Source organism: Streptococcus sp. HMSC072D07 (assembly GCF_001814835.1).
In the GTDB taxonomy this organism is placed as follows: Bacteria; Bacillota; Bacilli; order Lactobacillales; family Streptococcaceae; genus Streptococcus.
In genome coordinates this window covers 45,009-60,969 of the sequence record NZ_KV818078.1, presented here as the reverse complement: position 1 = coordinate 60,969, position 15,961 = coordinate 45,009, and the positions used below count along the sequence as shown (strand labels likewise).

16 protein-coding genes are annotated in these 15,961 nt (G+C 41.0%); 1 reads left to right on the top strand and 15 read right to left on the bottom strand.

Annotated elements, in window-relative coordinates; genetic code table 11:
- From HMPREF2991_RS08165 to pbp2b, 6 genes are all read right to left on the bottom strand, one after another.
- A partial coding sequence (locus tag HMPREF2991_RS08165; RefSeq protein WP_070568380.1) for a hypothetical protein occupies positions 1-491 on the bottom strand: 491 nt, incomplete at its 3' end.
- A gap of 14 nt (positions 492-505) precedes the next feature.
- Positions 506-2,101, bottom strand: a complete 1,596-nt coding sequence (locus tag HMPREF2991_RS08160) for an LXG domain-containing protein (RefSeq protein WP_070568377.1) — start codon at positions 2,099-2,101, stop codon at positions 506-508.
- Positions 2,092-2,463, bottom strand: a complete 372-nt coding sequence (locus HMPREF2991_RS08155) for a hypothetical protein (protein ID WP_237738350.1) — start codon at positions 2,461-2,463, stop codon at positions 2,092-2,094. Before HMPREF2991_RS08155 ends, HMPREF2991_RS08160 begins: the two co-directional genes overlap by 10 nt.
- On the bottom strand, positions 2,451-2,726 hold the full coding sequence (locus HMPREF2991_RS08150) for a hypothetical protein (RefSeq protein ID WP_000509002.1): 276 nt from the start codon (positions 2,724-2,726) through the stop codon (positions 2,451-2,453). The genes HMPREF2991_RS08155 and HMPREF2991_RS08150 overlap by 13 nt, the downstream gene beginning before the upstream one ends.
- 303 nt (positions 2,727-3,029) lie before the next feature.
- Positions 3,030-3,626: a recombination mediator RecR gene (gene recR / locus HMPREF2991_RS08145; protein WP_000966754.1), complete on the bottom strand. Its 597-nt coding sequence runs from the start codon at positions 3,624-3,626 to the stop codon at positions 3,030-3,032.
- 10 nt (positions 3,627-3,636) lie between these two features.
- Positions 3,637-5,679: a penicillin-binding protein PBP2B gene (gene pbp2b / locus HMPREF2991_RS08140; protein WP_070568372.1), complete on the bottom strand. Its 2,043-nt coding sequence runs from the start codon at positions 5,677-5,679 to the stop codon at positions 3,637-3,639.
- Between the two features lie 255 nt (positions 5,680-5,934).
- Between pbp2b and HMPREF2991_RS08135 the strand changes: the two genes are divergently transcribed.
- Complete coding sequence (locus HMPREF2991_RS08135; protein WP_070568369.1) at positions 5,935-6,786, top strand: MurR/RpiR family transcriptional regulator; 852 nt, start codon at positions 5,935-5,937, stop codon at positions 6,784-6,786.
- Between the two features lie 296 nt (positions 6,787-7,082).
- Here the strand turns inward: HMPREF2991_RS08135 and HMPREF2991_RS08130 are convergent, their stop codons facing one another.
- The 9 genes from HMPREF2991_RS08130 to HMPREF2991_RS08090 form a co-directional block, all read right to left on the bottom strand.
- Positions 7,083-7,847 (bottom strand): class I SAM-dependent methyltransferase, encoded by a 765-nt coding sequence (locus HMPREF2991_RS08130; RefSeq protein ID WP_070568366.1) that lies wholly within the window; start codon positions 7,845-7,847, stop codon positions 7,083-7,085.
- A gap of 349 nt (positions 7,848-8,196) precedes the next feature.
- Complete coding sequence (locus HMPREF2991_RS08125; RefSeq protein ID WP_070568363.1) at positions 8,197-9,081, bottom strand: ROK family protein; 885 nt, start codon at positions 9,079-9,081, stop codon at positions 8,197-8,199.
- Between the two features lie 17 nt (positions 9,082-9,098).
- Entirely contained in the window at positions 9,099-10,016 is a 918-nt protein-coding gene (locus HMPREF2991_RS08120) for a dihydrodipicolinate synthase family protein (RefSeq protein ID WP_070568360.1), read from the bottom strand.
- Positions 10,017-10,186: 170 nt separating this feature from the next.
- Positions 10,187-10,831, bottom strand: a complete 645-nt coding sequence (locus HMPREF2991_RS08115) for a YesL family protein (protein WP_070568357.1) — start codon at positions 10,829-10,831, stop codon at positions 10,187-10,189.
- Between the two features lie 20 nt (positions 10,832-10,851).
- The gene (locus HMPREF2991_RS08110) at positions 10,852-11,304 is read right to left on the bottom strand and encodes a NanQ anomerase/TabA/YiaL family protein (RefSeq protein ID WP_070568354.1); all 453 of its coding nucleotides are present in this window, start codon (positions 11,302-11,304) and stop codon (positions 10,852-10,854) included.
- Positions 11,305-11,693: 389 nt separating this feature from the next.
- A complete protein-coding gene (locus HMPREF2991_RS08105) occupies positions 11,694-12,533 on the bottom strand; it encodes a carbohydrate ABC transporter permease (protein WP_061427881.1) in 840 nt (279 codons plus the stop codon).
- Between the two features lie 15 nt (positions 12,534-12,548).
- A complete protein-coding gene (locus tag HMPREF2991_RS08100; protein ID WP_161801140.1) occupies positions 12,549-13,415 on the bottom strand; it encodes a carbohydrate ABC transporter permease in 867 nt (288 codons plus the stop codon).
- A 219-nt stretch (positions 13,416-13,634) separates the two neighbouring features.
- On the bottom strand, positions 13,635-14,963 hold the full coding sequence (locus HMPREF2991_RS08095; protein ID WP_000672117.1) for an extracellular solute-binding protein: 1,329 nt from the start codon (positions 14,961-14,963) through the stop codon (positions 13,635-13,637).
- Positions 14,964-15,076: 113 nt separating this feature from the next.
- On the bottom strand, positions 15,077-15,775 hold the full coding sequence (locus tag HMPREF2991_RS08090; RefSeq protein ID WP_001135645.1) for an N-acetylmannosamine-6-phosphate 2-epimerase: 699 nt from the start codon (positions 15,773-15,775) through the stop codon (positions 15,077-15,079).
- Between the last annotated feature and the right edge of the window lie 186 nt (positions 15,776-15,961).

Here is a 15,961-nt window from a genome sequence, read left to right as displayed (position 1 = left end):
TCATCATAAGTCAGTGAAAGAACATCCTTGTGCAACTCCTTAAATGTCTCTACATCCATCCAGGTCTGCTTGTCATCCTCACTGATCTGCCCGTCAATAGCAGAAGCTACCTCGACTGCCATGATATACATAGCACGTTTATCTACGGTTAAAACATCTATATGGGATGTTGCGATACGTAGATAATCTCCACGTTCTCTCCACTCTGTAATGAAAGTTTTTTCAAATTCAAGTGTTATACTCTCATATTCCAAAGACAACCAAGGATTACTAGGAATTATAAAAGGAGCCTTATCCCATCTTTCGTCAACTGAAGACCATTTGTGTAACCGAACACCAAAGTAAAAATCATCCTGTAACATAGCATCATCACCAACATTGGAGAAACTTATTTTCTTGCCATTCCGTTCCTTAAACCACATCTTCCAAACAAGCTCTCTAGTTGTGAAGTCTATTTTTTTCGTAAAATCACTTTTGATATATAGTTTCATATTCCCTCCTAATTTCAGTAATTATTTTGATAAGTTTTCCAAATTCTATTGAAGATTTCTTCTTTAACAGTTTTATTAAGGTTTTTTAAGTTATCATTAGTGTTAATCCAATCCCATATTGAGTTTTTATTGTAAATATTCTTAATGTCAATATGCTCATTCACTCTATACCCCGATTTACCACTTCCAGATTGAACCTGGAAAACTCCATCACCATTAGAACCACTAGTTGGCTCCCAATCTACACGAAGCTTCACTTTTCGATTTCCTACTCGAGCTTCAATTAGTTTACCACCCTTACCAGAAATGGTCTTACTCGTCGGTTTATTTGCCTTCCAGCTGTCATAGTTACTGGAATAATCAACCTGAATTTCGCCATTTAGTAAAACCGTCTTTGTGATAGCTGATAAGCTAGTTACTGCTCCACTAGCTATCAGTACATTCCCATATTGAACCCCTGTTACAGATGCTGCGGTACCAGCTACGATACTTGTCCCTGCTGTTGGCGGACCAGCCATTACACTCAAGACTTCTAGGGCTCCACTCGCAAAGTAAACTCCCAATCCAGAGAAAATTTGAGCTACTCCACTCCAAAATTCGACTGAATTTGCTTCAAAGTTTTGGGCTTTTAGTTCATCAAGCTTTTTGTTAACCAAATGAGTATAGTCATCATCATATTTCCCATTTTTTAAAACGACATAGCCTTGCTCCAAGGGATGAATGTCAATGATATTCCCTGTTTCATCAATCTTAAGAGTGTGATTGTAGTCGTCAATTATTTTATCCCATTCGGACTTGTCGTGACCTTTTAAGCGCTTCTTTAATTCGGCACGATAGTAGGCATCACCATCTTCTGATAACATCATATCCCTTGATGCTTTATTGATTGCACGAGTTTCAGAGTCTTGAAAATCTCTTTTGGCATGCGAAACAATCTTCACATCCTTCATCTTTTGCACCCAGCGCATGTCCAGACCGTCCGCATAGTAGTTGCCATCACTATCGACAATGATTTTACTTAGTTGCGTAGCTCCTTGAATCGCTAAGCTAAGGACTTCTAGGCTATCACTGAAATACTGGGAAACCTGTGAGACAAAGAATTCTAGTTTTTCAATCTTGTCTTCCAAATCCTGAATACCTGACTCGATTTGAGATTTGGTATTGTAGAGGATGGTCTTCTCAGAGAAGGCTTTCCCCCAATTCAGTGTAAAGAGGTCTTTGATTTGATTTAGCCAGTTCTCTCTCGCTTGAATCTGAGCTTCTACGATAGCTAACTGCTCTTCCCTCAATTTTTTCAGTTCCTTGAGTTGGTCCAGGTCCAAATCACCATATCCTGAGATCTGAGCATCCGCATTTTTGTAGGAAGTCAACTCTAGTTGGATATCATCTATCGCTGCTTGTAACTTCTTGATGCTGGGGATGATAATCTCTGTGAAGAGACCTTTACCAGCTGTGTAGGCTGCTCCTGTCAGCTCACCTGAGTCTAAAGAGGAAATCAGGTGATCACAGCCACTAGATAAGCGGTCCGTGACTTCATTTGCGACTTGGAGGTTGTTAGTCATGGCCTGAATCAATTCTTGTGATTCTTGTGCGCTGTATTTTACTCCCATGGTAGCCGATTCCTTTCCGATATCAGTTCTTCTCTGGCTTCATCGAAAGTTCGACGAGCCTTCTTCGTTTGTTTTCCCAATTCATCCAGTTCCTCATCTACATAGGAGTTGACCTGTCGCTGAATGGTTCTATTTTCACTTTCGATTTGCTCTATCATTTGACGAGAACTGGGTGAGAGAGCCAATAGAGTCGCCATACGATGGTGGATGCTCTGGATTTCTGAGTGAAAGTGAGTTAGCTGCTGTTCATATTGTCTTTTTAGAGTCTGAAGACTTTCTTCTTTATCGTCAATCTTGACAATTTCTCTCCAAAGTTTGTAGCGTTTTTCTTCGTTCTTATCTGCCATTTTTAATGTTCCCACCTCTTAGCCTGCTCTACGTCGCGTTTTTCAATCTTATGAGCAATTTCTGGAAACTTATTTGCTTGGGTCAAAACAGCCGAGCTGAAATCACTGACCGCCTGAAGCATTTGATTGCAGGCCTGACGTCCAGCTTCCATCCCAGCAATTTCAGAAGTATACGAAAATTCTACCTGCTGATTTTGCTTCTTGCTCGTGTCATACCCGACCAATTCATTAATAGCTGCCTCTGCTGCTATCGTGCTAGATTTTATCTTTCCACCCATATTTCAAACTCCCTTTATTCATTGTATATTGACCATATCATAACACAAAAATAGTGCGATTTCAAAACAAACCCTAAGGGCAAATGCGCTCATCTCCTTAGAATAAACTCTATCGCTCAGTGAATGAGTTTGACAAAGACGTCACTAGTCATTTTGGAAACCCGTTTTCTTATGCCTTATAGTTCGAGTAGTTTTATTAGCAAGGCTTGTTCACCTCTCGTGAGAAACAGAAAAAGACAAGCCCTAAGAAAAATTCCTAGGGCTTGTCTTATGTGTCAAAATGAGCTACGTTTTTACTGACTCCTACAACTCTGTCCGATTTTCAATGGCTCGTAAGAGTGTGACTTCGTCCGCATACTCGATATCTGCTCCCACGGCTAGACCTCGTGCTAGGCGAGTGACCTTGATGCCAGCTGGCTTGAGGAGACGAGAGAGATACATAGATGTCGCTTCTCCATCCGCTGTCGCATTGGTTGCTACGATCACCTCTGAAACCTCACTATCCATGAGACGGGTCATGAGACTCTTGAGGTTGATATCGTCTGGGCTGATGCCATTCATCGGAGAAATAAGGCCATGCAAGACATGATAGAGTCCGTGGTATTCTTGGATATTTTCCATAGCAGCCACATCGCGACTATCCTCTAGCACCAAGATGGTTGTCTGGTCTCGAGTCGGATCCGTACAGATAGAGCAAGGATCGTCATCAGTCAGGCGACCGCAGATGGAACAGTAGGTCAGCTCTCTCTTAGCAGAAAGGAGATTTTTAGCAAATTCATTGACATCGTCATCAGACATTCCAATAGTATAGAAGGCCAGACGGGTAGCCGTCTTAATCCCGATACCCGGTAACTTCGAATAACTGTCAATTAGCTTGGCAATAGGTGTTGGATAAAGCATATGTTCCTTTCTAATTCATTGGATGATGTTGGTTATAGAGGTTGATAATATCGCGCGCAATGGAAGGTCCGACACCATTTGTAAGGTTGGTGTTATGAGGAAAGACAACAGCTACAGCGATTTGAGGATTATCTGATGGTGCATAGGCCACAGCATTAGTATTGTTAGCTTCTTGACCTCCCGCAACATAACTCTCGGCAGTACCAGTTTTTCCACTAATGGATACCGCTGCGCCATTTGAAAAGGCACGACCGGTTGTCAAAGCACTACCACCATGTGACACTTGATAAAATCCTTGTTGGAGGATGGAAACATCAGACTCAGAAATATTAATTTTATTCATTTCCTTGGTTTCAACAGATTGGATTAAGTTCCCTAAGCCACCTTGTTCGTTGTTTCCATAAATCCCCTCAACAATGTGGGGGGCAATCCGAACACCGTTGTTGGCAATAGTTCCAACGTACTGGGCCAATTGCATTGGGGTGTAGTTATCAAACTGACCAAAGGCATTGGTAATGTAATTAGCAAAATTATACTCTTTTGGTATAAAACCAGTTGACTCATCTGGGAGGTCAATTCCTGTTGAAGCTCCGAGTCCATATTCCCCGAAGGTTGATCGCAATTTGCCCATTGCAGTCTCTAACTGTCCCGTTGCGACTGTCATATTTGGTGTGTAGGTTTGTCCCATGATTCCTAGCGCAGTTTGAACCATGTAGGTATTAGAAGAGTATTCCAAAGCCTCAACTGCTGTGATAGGGAAAGAGCCATAGGACAAGGTATACCATGAATTGATAGGGGCCGAACCTTGGAAAACAATCGGCTGGTCTGTCAAGGTTTGATTACCTGACAAGACTCCATTTTCCCAACCAGAGCTGATGGTCGCCGCCTTAACAACAGATCCTGGCACAAAGACATTGGTTATCGTTCCAAGCGAATCTGAACTTAATTTACCGGATTCGACATCATGCTTGACACCAGACATGGCCAGAACTGCACCGGTTTTAGGATTGAGAGCTACAGCGTAGACTCCTTCAGAGTACTTTGCTCCACCGTTACCCAACTCTGAGTTGAAGTAGCTCTTGAGTAGGTCGTCCACACCATTCTGGAAAGCTAGGTCAACCGTTAACTTGATGTTGTTTCCTTTGCTTCCTTCTTCGACATTTTCCACACTTTCCATATTTCCGTGTTTGTCGAGGTGGATTTCTTTGACGGAGCGTTTGCCTTGAAGAACATCTTCATATTGCTTTTCAAGATAGGAAGTTCCCACTCGGTCATTGAGAGAATACCCTTTTTTGAGATAGGCATCAACTTCCTCTGCTGGAAGTCCTGACTTTTCATTTGAAACGCTACCGACGATTGTCGATAAAGATGTATCCAGTACTTTACGATCCCATGAGGTTGAAATGCTGATACCTGGTAATTCCTTGGACGCTGATGCAACGAGAGCAACTTGGGTATCATCTAAGGCATCCGTAGAAATGGTTCCTGTCGCAAAATTTTCAACAGCATTGAGCTGACTAAAGAGATAGATTTCCTTTTTCTGGTCATCTGTATAATTAAGTTGACTCACGTCAATGCTTTCAACCGCATTATTGTAAAGTGTCGCTTCCGATAAGCGGTTCCCATCTGAATCCAGGCGTTTATCGCTTGGCAAGGATTCGACTGTTTTTTTGTAAATATCCTGATCCGCCAAGTAATAATCTGCAATCTGTCGATCAGTCAGATCAGGGGAGGTTACATTTACATATGTGAGAAGTTTCTTGGCTGTCTCCTTCAATTCAGTTGCAGTCATTTTATTGTTTCGTGTGAAAGAAACAACCTGCTTGACAGTGTTTTCTACCAAGGGTTTCCCTGCCGCATCATAGATCTGTCCACGAGCTGAACTAGTTGTTACCCTTGTTTGGCTGGCTGAGGTCAATTTTGTTTCATAAAAATCCTTATTGAGCACCTGCATGTATAACAATCGACCAATAATGGCCATAAAGAGCAGGATGACAATCGCAAATAGTAAATTAAGCCGAATCGGAATCGAATGGCTATTAAATTTTCTCATACAACTAAGACTCTTTTCTAGAAAAATTCCCGATTTCCACCTTTATTTTCCCTAAAATAATAGAGCAAACAGGTGAAGCTCAGTACATTTCATTGTACCATATTTTACGGAGAAACTCTTGGAAAAGTCGAAGCATTTTTTGACTTTTAATTGAAAATGCCTTTTTATTTGGTTATCCTATTTTCTATGATATAATGATAGTGATAGTTAGGAAAGCGTTAACTTTTAAGACTTTGACTCATAAAAAGGAGCCTCATGAACAAGCCAGATATCGCAACCATAATCGACCTCCATTTTGAAGAATTAACCGAGCTCGAGCAAGAAATCGCTCGCTATTTTTTGCAAGCTGAAACAATCCAAGATGATCTCTCTTCTCAGCAAGTTACCCAGAAATTACATATCTCCCAAGCAGCCTTGACCCGCTTTGCCAAAAAGTGTGGTTTTACAGGCTACCGAGAGTTCGTCTTTCAATACCAGCACCAGTCTAGTAAAGCGGACACTCATTCGCACAAACACAGTCCTTTGACCAAACGTGTTTTGCGAAGCTACAGTATCATGCGAGAACAAACACAGGATTTGATCGACGAAGAACAACTGGAACGCGTCGCTCAATTAATCGATAACGCAGAACGAGTTTACTTTTTTGGGACGGGAAGTTCTGGTCTGATTGCCCGTGAGATGAAACTGCGCTTTATGCGTCTAGGTGTTGTCTGTGAAGCTTTGACCGATCAGGATGGCTTTGCGTGGACGACCAGTATCATGGATGAAAATTGTCTGGTACTTGGTTTTTCCCTATCAGGCACTACCCAATCCGTCCTCGATAGTTTGTTGGATGCCAAGGAAATGGGTGCCAAAACCATTCTCTTTACCAGTGCTCCAAATAAAAATAGTCAGGCCTATACCGAAACAGTCCTTGTCGCAAGCCATAGTCAATCTTCTTACATCCAGCGTATTTCCGCTCAACTCCCTATGCTCATTTTAATAGATTTGATTTATGCCTACTTTTTGGAAATCAATCGCGAGAGCAAGGAAAAAATCTTTAACAGCTATTGGGAAAATAAAAAACTCAATGGCTATCGTAGACAAAAACGCGTTAGAAAATCCTAGTTTGGTTGAGCCAAACTAGGATTGTTTTGTCTTGAAATGATAGTAGGCACATAGGTAGTCTTTCCAATCTTTCTCTTTGTGCTAATGCCTTTTTTATCTGGGCTTTTCAGTTCTTCCTTAAATTCTCCTTTCCATTTTTGAATGTTTGACATCAAAAAAAGAAGTAGCGACTATGTGCTGCTTTTACTTCCTCTCTTTAATTTTATTTAATCGTTTTGCTTCGACAAAGTGAGATTTAGATTTTAACCCTTCAGGAAAATAAAACGAGCTATTCTTCAGAAGTACGTTATATAAGATTATAGTTTAATGCAAAGTGTAGCGATATAATCATTTCCATAAGGTGACAATCGATGCCTTTTATCACATGATTCATAAAAATCGATCATAGCGAGACCGTTTTTTAGTTGTCCTCTAATCTGACTTTCTAAGGTATGGCTAAATTCATATCCATATTCTGGATTGATGGTGATTTTGCCTTCCTCTTCAAGCTCTCTTGAATTAAAAGGGAGTGAAAACTTTAAAAGCAATTCCTCATCGGGTTTGTCCCATACAATGTCAGCATCATACATGTAGATCCAAGGATTCATAAATCCGACCATTAAGAGTCCACCCTTTTTCAATACGCGAGAGGCTTCTTTATACATGTTTTCTAAATCTTCTATATATACATTTGAAACTGGATTAAAAATAATATCAAAAGTTTCATTTTCAAATGGAAATGGTTTTGTCATATCGCTTTGAACCGTATTGATTTTTAAGCCTTCTCTTTTAGCAACCAACTCATCTCTTTCTAATTGTGATTTAGAAAAATCCATAATGGTGACATCATAACCTTTTGCAGCAAAAACGGGACCCTGCTGTCCACCACCACAAGCTAACCCTAATATCTTTTTCCCGTTTGCTTTTTCAAACCATTCTATCGGAACTTTTTTCCCAACAGTTAAGGCAACAGAAATTGGATGCTTTCTAACTTCTTCTAATTCTTCCTGTGTCAATGGCTCAGTATAGTCATTTTTTACATTATTCCATCTATCTTCATTTAATTTTATATAATTGTTCATCTTACAATCTCCTCGTAATTTTATATGATTTCGATTTCAGGTGAATCAGTTGCCATTACATTTTCTCACCTCTAGAAATTCTAATTTGTCAATTTTTCATCCATCTCATTATATCATTTTTCCACATTTTCCCATTTACTCAAGCTAAATATCAATTCAATGGATGATAGAATTGCTCTCGCCTTGTAGTTCTTTATCTCGGCCTAACCTTTCATTCAAGGTGGTTATTTTCTCCTAGTTTCTCACGATTACCTCCTTTGGCTTAAATTTTTCAATAAAAAAAGAATTAAGCAAAACAGTTTTCACTCGAGTAGTGATTCAGTGTTTTTCTTAATTCTATAGCTCCAAACTAGGATTGTTTTGTTTTGAAATGATAATAGGCTCCCAACATCCCTGCTGTGTTTTGGTGATGGGCAAATTCTAATCGTGTTTTTTCAGCTAGGCTTGGCACCAAGGCCGCCTTCAAGGCTGTGCGGATCTTCGGTTTGAGGATAGCCTCTTGCCCCATGATCCCGCCACCGAGAATGACCACTTCTGGATTGGCAACGTAGCAAATATTTGCCAGACCTTTTCCTAAATAGTCTACCATGCGGTCAATACCAGCCATACAGATCTTGTTTCCTTCAGTAGCTTCCTTGAAAATGCGTCGGCCATTCCACTGATCAACTGAGTCACCATGAGCTGCTGCTACATATTCTACCAGGGCTGTCGTAGAAGCAAGATCCTGAAAAGCTCCATCCTGCATGTGCATATAACCAACTTCGCAGGCTGAATTACTAAATCCATGGAAGACCTTCCCACCCATAATCAAGCAACCACCGATACCGGTTCCAATGGTCAAGCAAAGAGTGACACTCGCTCCCGTGCCTGAACCAGATACTGCCTCAGCCAGACCTGCACAATTGACGTCATTCTCAATCTCGCAAGGAATATTAAAACTCGTCTCGATTTCCTTCTTGAACTGGGTTCCTGCATAGTTGGGAATCTGAGGACCAGCGTAGAAAATTTCCCCCTTATCAGGATCCACCATTCCTGCAGAAGAAATGGCAACACCTGCTACTGGGCCTTTTTCTAAATAGCTGGCTACGATATCTTTTGTCTTTTGTAAGATATGAGGTCCACCCTTATGCGCCTCGGTTGGCATTTCATGCGATTCAACAAGTTGGCCTTCTTGGTCAATCAAACCATATTTGATGTTGGTTCCACCGATATCAATTGCAACGTAGTGTGTCATAAATACCTCCTTATGGATTAGAGGAAGCGCTCCTTGGTTTCACGAATCAAGGCTGCAGCTGCTTCTACAACTGGACGATCTTCTTCAGTCACTGGCGTCAATGGTGAACGAACTGATCCAATGTTAAGTCCTTCATTGATCTTCAAGACTTCTTTGATCACACCGTACATATTTCCATGTGCAGCAGTCAATTTACCAATGATCGCATTGATAGCGTACTGCAATTCACGCGCTGTTTCCAAATCTTTTTCAGCAATCAACTGATTGAGTTTCAAGAAGAGTTCTGGCATTGCACCATAAGTACCACCAATACCAGCTTTGGCACCCATGAGGCGACCACCTAGGAATTGTTCATCTGGGCCATTGAATACGATGTGGTCTTCTCCACCAAGGCTGACAAAGGTTTGGATATCTTGAACTGGCATAGAAGAGTTCTTAACACCGATAACACGAGGATTCTTCAACATTTCAGTGTAAAGGCTTGGAGTCAAAGCAACACCTGCTAATTGAGGAATGTTGTAGATAACATAGTCTGTGTTTGGAGCTGCAGAACTGATATCGTTCCAGTATTTAGCAACTGAGTATTCTGGCAAACGGAAGTAAATCGGTGGAATCGTTGCAATGGCATCTACACCCAAACTTTCTGCGTGGCGAGCAAGTTCCATACTATCTTTGGTATTGTTGCAGGCAACATGGGCGATGATAGTCAATTTTCCTTTGGCAACTGCCATGACTTCTTCCAAAATCAATTTGCGATCTGCCACACTTTGGTAGATACATTCACCAGAAGAACCATTGACATAAAGACCTTGAACTCCTTTATCAATGAAGTATTGAACCAAAGCACGTGTGCGCTCTGGGCTTACTTCTCCTTGATCATCGTAACATGCGTAGAAGGCTGGAATGACACCTTCGTATTTTTTCAAATCTGACATAGATTTTCTCCTAAGATTTCTTTTTTCTGCTGAGAGCAGTTCTATTTTTTACAAGTTTAGTATACACCTTGTGAAAATCGCTTTCAATATCTTGTATACACTTAGATTTTAGTTTCTACTTGTATTTTAGAAACTATAACGATTGAAAGTAGTTTCAGAAAGATCTCATCCTACTGGTATTTTGCGAAAATTTTCTCCATCAATCCTACTTGGAGAAAGACTAGCAAACCAAAACCAAAGAGGATAAAAGCTGACCCACCCAAAAGGAGAGTGAAGGCGGATAGATAAAGAACCATCACAATAAGAAAGAGAATGGCTAACATGAGGAAGAACCATGGAAAGTTAAAACTTGCCAAGATAAGCCCTTTTTGCAGCACTTCTTTCCAAGACAAATCATAGCGCGCAGCGATGGGATAGCTAGCCAGCATCACGAGAGTGAGGAAGATGAGAATCCCCAAACAAATTGCTTTCACAATCTGGAAAGGCAAAGCAGTCTGTCCCCAGAAGAGATAGAGGTCTAGAAGGCTTAATGACACAATGCCCAACTCTAACAGACCCAACTGAAGCCCCAGTTTCAGATTTTGCTTGAAGGCCCTTATATAAGTTCTAAAGACTGGTACCCGTCTGCTTCTCTTAATCTCGAACATAGTCTCATAGAGGCTGATTTTCGCCACTCCAATCGTCACGATGGGCAAACAAGAGACGACAAAAAGAAGATTGACTGCCACAATATCCAAGACCTTCTCACTGAAACGCATGAGAAAATTATCTGTATCAAATGCTGCCTTGATAAGGCTTACTCCTTTTTGTGCCATGTTTGCTCCTCCTGATTCTTTTAATCAATCAAAATTTTAAAGAGATACTTGCGAACCTTTTCTTCCATCCCTGCGTAGCCATTTGGCTGGTGTGGTTCTCCGGGGAAGAAAATCGCAAAATTGTGATAGCCCAACAAGATTGGGTAGCGTTCATGACAATGGACAAAACCAATGTCGCTCACTTCGTCGAATGCTACTGCCTCGTCTTTGATACGTGAACCGTAGCTCGAATATTCATGTCCTTCTACCAGCAAATGCAAGTCTGCATAGTTCTTATGGTGCTCAAATTGATCATTTTCAGCTTGATTGAGGACATTTTCCTGAACAACTAGAAAGACCTTGTCCCCGTCAATCTCATACTTACCGAGTTCGAAAGAATCCTTACGGTGCTGATAGAGATAGTCGATAGCCTTGTCTAGATTGGGATGGATTCCTTTGTAAAAGGCGATGTTTTTCAAATCGTCAAAAATCATACTGTTTCCTTCGTTTCTGATAGTTACTATTTTTCAGTTTCGAATTATCCTTTCTCTATTTCCCTGTAATAGTGCGGACGGAAGCAAATTCCTTCGGAATTTCATTCCTAATTTTTGAGCCTTTCACTCCTTCATCGTCAGTCTCAAAAATTCCGTCTAAGATAAGCGTTAATTGCTTATCTTAGATACCACTAAAGCGGGAAATAGTTACCCTAAAACGAACCTACTCTAACTAGTATCATGAAAAGAGTTCATTTTTAAGTTTATAAGTGTCTGACAAAACTTCACGAAGTAACTGCATACTCTCCATTTTGTAGACACTTATAACTCTATATTTCCATGGCATGTCAAGACCACTTCTGCAATCTTGATACACTAATTTACTTTTCTTAACCTTTGACCGCTCCCATAGTGATCCCTTGAGTGAAGGATTTTTGGAAGACAAGGAAGACGGTTACGATTGGCACTGCTGCAAGAGCTGCACCTGCCATGATCAAACCATAGTTGGTTGCCATTTCGGCCTGCATGGTCGCAACCCCGAGTGAGATAGTCAAGTTTTGACGTGAAGTCAACATAACCAACTGCATGAAGTAGTCGTTCCAAGTATTGATGAAGGTAAAGATTGCAAGGGCTGCAAATCCTGGCTTCACGATAGGGAAGGCTACGCTCCAGAAGGTACGAATCTCACCACAACCGTCGATTTTAGCTGATTCAAGCAATTCTGTTGGGATGTTTTCGCTGAACTGTTTCATAAGGAATACCCCAAATGGCCATCCGATCAAAGGCAAGATAACTGCCCAAAGTGTATCGTGAATTCCCATGAAATTGACGATACGTACCAATGGTACAAGGACAACTTGTTTTGGAAGTGCCATGGCAGCGATAAAGACTGCAAAGAGGATGCGTTGACCATAGAAACGTTTCTTAGCCAAGACATAACCTGCTAGAGAAGAGGTTACACAGACTAGGAACATAGTTACTAGTGAGATAAATACAGAGTTCCACATCCACTGCATAGCAGGGTTTTGCACCATGAGTTGTTGGAAGTTCTCCATGGTTGGCATTTTAGGGAACCACTGTGGCGGAATCATAATGGTATCAGGCTGTGATTTGAAGGCCCCTGTCAAGATCCAGTAGAATGGAAAGATGAACAGTACGGTCAACAAGAGCAAGATAATCGTTGAAATAACAGTGAAAGCTGTTAAAGGTTTCTTTTGTGTAGGTTGCATAACTGTCTCCTTTCTTTAGTATTCTACGTCGTTTCCGAGGATCTTGAATTGAGCAAAGCTGACAATGGCAATCATCACGGCCAAGAAGACACCGATGGTATTGGCATAGCCGTACTCTGTCAATTGGAAGGCTTTTTCGTAAAGGTAGTACATCAAGGTACTTGTTGAGTAGTTTGGACCACCAGAAGTCAAGAGCTGAATCAAGGCGAAACATTGGAAAGAGTTGATGGTTGTAATGATCGCGATGTAAAGAGTTGTTGGAAGAAGGCTAGGCCATTTGATCTTCCAGAAGACTTGAAATTCAGTCGCACCGTCAACACGCGCTGCTTCAACAAGTGAGTTGTCAATATTCCCCATTGCAGCGATATAAAGGATAATCGGTTGACCAACAGATGTTGTCAAAAGGATGATCATAATCGCTAGCAAAGCCCAGTTTTTGTCACCCAGCCAAGAAATGTTTTGGCTGATGATGTGGCTTGACTTAAGGACAAAGTTTAGAATCCCTGATAGGGGGTCATAGATCCATTTCCATACAACCGTTACGGCAACACTACCTGTAACTACAGGAAGGAAGAAGACGAAACGATAGAAAGAACGGGCAATGGCATTTTGATGATAGGTTTGAGATGCTACAAAGAGCGAGAAGAGAACCACAATCGGAACAGATCCAATAACCAGGATAACGGTATTGATCAAAGACTTCACAAAGACAGGGTCTTTAAACATGCGAATGTAGTTGTCCAAGCCCACAAACTCAAATTTCGTCATGGAGTAGTTAAAGAAACTTGTAATGAATCCCATAATCATAGGAGCCAAGACAAAGATGACAAAGAAGAATAACACTGGTGCTAGGAAAGCGTAGGAAATCACTGTTTCCCGCATACGAATTTTATTGACTTTCACAGTCGGCACCTCTCTTTCAAATAGAATAGTTTTTGATTTTCTTGAACTGTTTTAAAACCAAAATGAAATTTTTTAAGATTCGCTTATGTAAGAACTTCATTTTAGTTTCGTGACAGTTCCTACCATTTCAAACAAAAGTCCCCCTTTTCTTACACCATAGTGCACAGGGAAAAGGGGGGAATCAATCTGACTTAGTGCTTATTGTTTTGTAGCTTTTTTGATAGTTTCGTTAGCTTTTTCAGTGAAGGCTTTCAAAGCATCTGCTGGTTTTTCGTCACCATTTGATACAGATTGCAACATTGGGAACCAAAGTGTTCTCATTTCAGCAAATCCATCGATAGTGTTGTAATATGGTGAGTAGTATTTAGTCCAGCCACTGATTGTTTCCATACGTTTGTCTTCATAAAGTTTGCCAAATGAAGTACGAACTGGGAAGGCACCTGTACGAACTACGTCTTTAGGACCCCATTCTTTGTCATCTGCGATGAATTGAACGAATTTCTTAGCAGCTGCGATTTTCTTATCGTCTTTGTTGTTAAATACTGCAAATCCGTTTACAAGGTATTCAAGAGATGGTTTACCAGAGTCTGATGGGAATGGTACTTCAACCACATCTACCTTACTTGCTTCCAAGAGTTTCGCTTGGATACCGTTTTGAGCTGGTGCCCAAAGGATTGTGTATGAAGTTTGACCGTTGGCAAAGTTTTGGATGTCTGCTCCACCGTCAAATTGTGAACCGTTGTTCAACAAACCGTCTTTAATCCAGCTAGCAGCTTTTTCAAGACCTTTGACGAATTTAGGATCGTCTGTTGTATATTTGGTTACGTCTTTGTCTGTTACAGAACCGCCATAAAGGTTTGCGATGAAGGCACGTGTTCCTTGGTCTCCCCCTTGACCAGAACTGAACAATGAACCTGGTGTATATCCTTTATCTTTAAGCGCTTTCAAAACTTTTTCAAAGTCATCAGTTGTCCAACCTTCTTTTACAAGGTTTGCAACTCCTGCATCTTCCAACATTTTCTTGTTCATAGCCATGTAGAATGGAGCTGAACTGATTGGATACATGTAAGCTTTGTCTCCAGCCTTACTTGCTTGTACGATGTTTTCGTTGTTGACATCTTTGACGAATTCGTCTGTGAAGAGGTCGTTCAACTCAGCCAATTTACCGTTTTTACCGTATTGGATGATACGTCCTGGTGCGTCAAAGAGTACGTCTGGCGCTGTTCCCGCTTCGATAGCTGTTGTGATCTTTTCTGGACCTGACTTGAAGTCGATGGTTTCCAATTTCACTTTTACATCTGGATTTGCTTTTTCAAAAGCTTCGATGATTGATTTTTCATAAGTTCCAACACCGTCACCAGTTTTTTCTTGTGTGAAGACTGGGAATGCCCACCAAGTGATTTCTGTTTTTCCGCTATCGCTACTAGAGCTTCCAGCATCTTTACTTCCACCAGAGTTACCACAAGCCGCAAGGCCAAGAATCGCAGCACCCGCAAGTACTGTACAAGCTAGTTTTCTAAATTTCATTTGTATTCTCCTAATTGATAAGCGTATCCATATTGGATAATGAGTTCTTTATATTTGTATACGTTTTCATTTTGTCCGACGCATCGACCACTCTCCTCTTTTTTGAGATTGTGTTATTTTAGACCGGCAACAAAGCGTTCCGTAATCTCTTTTGGTCTAGTGATAGCTCCACCAACAACGATACCTCGCACTCCATATTCAAGGATTTGCTTAGCTTGTTCTGGTGTATGAATTTTCCCTTCAGCGATGACATCCACACCTGCTTCACACAGTTTTTTGATCAGTTCAAAGTCTGGACCATCTACCTTAGGACTATAAGAGGTGTAACCTGATAGGGTTGTTCCAACAAAATCAATTCCTGCTTCAACTGCTGCTATACCCTCTTCAAACGTGCTAGTATCAGCCATTAAGAGTTGATGCGGATACTTTTCTTTGACTTGTCGAATAAAGTCTTGAATTTCCAAACCGTCGTAACGTTCACGTTTGGTACAATCCAGAGCAATGACCTCAATATCGAGTTCAGCCAATTCATCCACTTCTTTCATAGTAGCTGTAATGAATGGCTCCTGTGGCGGATAGTCACGTTTGATAATCCCGATAATCGGGAGTTTCGTAACCTCCTTAATCTCCTTGATATCGCGAACACTGTTTGCTCGGATACCGACTGCTCCACCTTGCTCAGCCGCTTTGACTAGCAAGGGAATGACTCCTCCCGCTTCTGTATAAAGCGGTTCGTGAGGAAGTGCCTGGCAAGAGACAATGATTCCATCTTTGATTTGTTCAATCAAGGCTTCTTTGCTGATCTGTGGCATCCTCTTTCCTCCCTTTCTTGTTCTTATGGGCTTATTATATATCATTTGTTAAGCGCTTTCAATAGCTTGTGGTAGAATAGATTTCAGTTTCAAAACTATTTTATAGAACAGACTATCCTGAAAGTAGTTTCAGACTTCTTATGATTTTGAATCAACCTGAATGTCGTCAAAAAAGATAGCAGGCTG

Bases quoted from the DNA above. Each gene is read 5' to 3' on its own strand.
- HMPREF2991_RS08160 (WP_070568377.1), bottom strand. From the start codon at position 2,101: ATGGGAGTAAAATACAGCGCACAAGAATCACAAGAATTGATTCAGGCC.
- HMPREF2991_RS08150 (WP_000509002.1), bottom strand. From the start codon at position 2,726: ATGGGTGGAAAGATAAAATCTAGCACGATAGCAGCAGAGGCAGCTATT.
- recR (WP_000966754.1), bottom strand. From the start codon at position 3,626: ATGCTTTATCCAACACCTATTGCCAAGCTAATTGACAGTTATTCGAAG.
- pbp2b (WP_070568372.1), bottom strand. From the start codon at position 5,679: ATGAGAAAATTTAATAGCCATTCGATTCCGATTCGGCTTAATTTACTA.
- HMPREF2991_RS08135 (WP_070568369.1), top strand. From the start codon at position 5,935: ATGAACAAGCCAGATATCGCAACCATAATCGACCTCCATTTTGAAGAA.
- HMPREF2991_RS08130 (WP_070568366.1), bottom strand. From the start codon at position 7,847: ATGAACAATTATATAAAATTAAATGAAGATAGATGGAATAATGTAAAA.
- HMPREF2991_RS08125 (WP_070568363.1), bottom strand. From the start codon at position 9,081: ATGACACACTACGTTGCAATTGATATCGGTGGAACCAACATCAAATAT.
- HMPREF2991_RS08120 (WP_070568360.1), bottom strand. From the start codon at position 10,016: ATGTCAGATTTGAAAAAATACGAAGGTGTCATTCCAGCCTTCTACGCA.
- HMPREF2991_RS08115 (WP_070568357.1), bottom strand. From the start codon at position 10,831: ATGGCACAAAAAGGAGTAAGCCTTATCAAGGCAGCATTTGATACAGAT.
- HMPREF2991_RS08110 (WP_070568354.1), bottom strand. From the start codon at position 11,304: ATGATTTTTGACGATTTGAAAAACATCGCCTTTTACAAAGGAATCCAT.
- HMPREF2991_RS08105 (WP_061427881.1), bottom strand. From the start codon at position 12,533: ATGCAACCTACACAAAAGAAACCTTTAACAGCTTTCACTGTTATTTCA.
- HMPREF2991_RS08100 (WP_161801140.1), bottom strand. From the start codon at position 13,415: ATGCGGGAAACAGTGATTTCCTACGCTTTCCTAGCACCAGTGTTATTC.
- HMPREF2991_RS08095 (WP_000672117.1), bottom strand. From the start codon at position 14,963: ATGAAATTTAGAAAACTAGCTTGTACAGTACTTGCGGGTGCTGCGATT.
- HMPREF2991_RS08090 (WP_001135645.1), bottom strand. From the start codon at position 15,775: ATGCCACAGATCAGCAAAGAAGCCTTGATTGAACAAATCAAAGATGGA.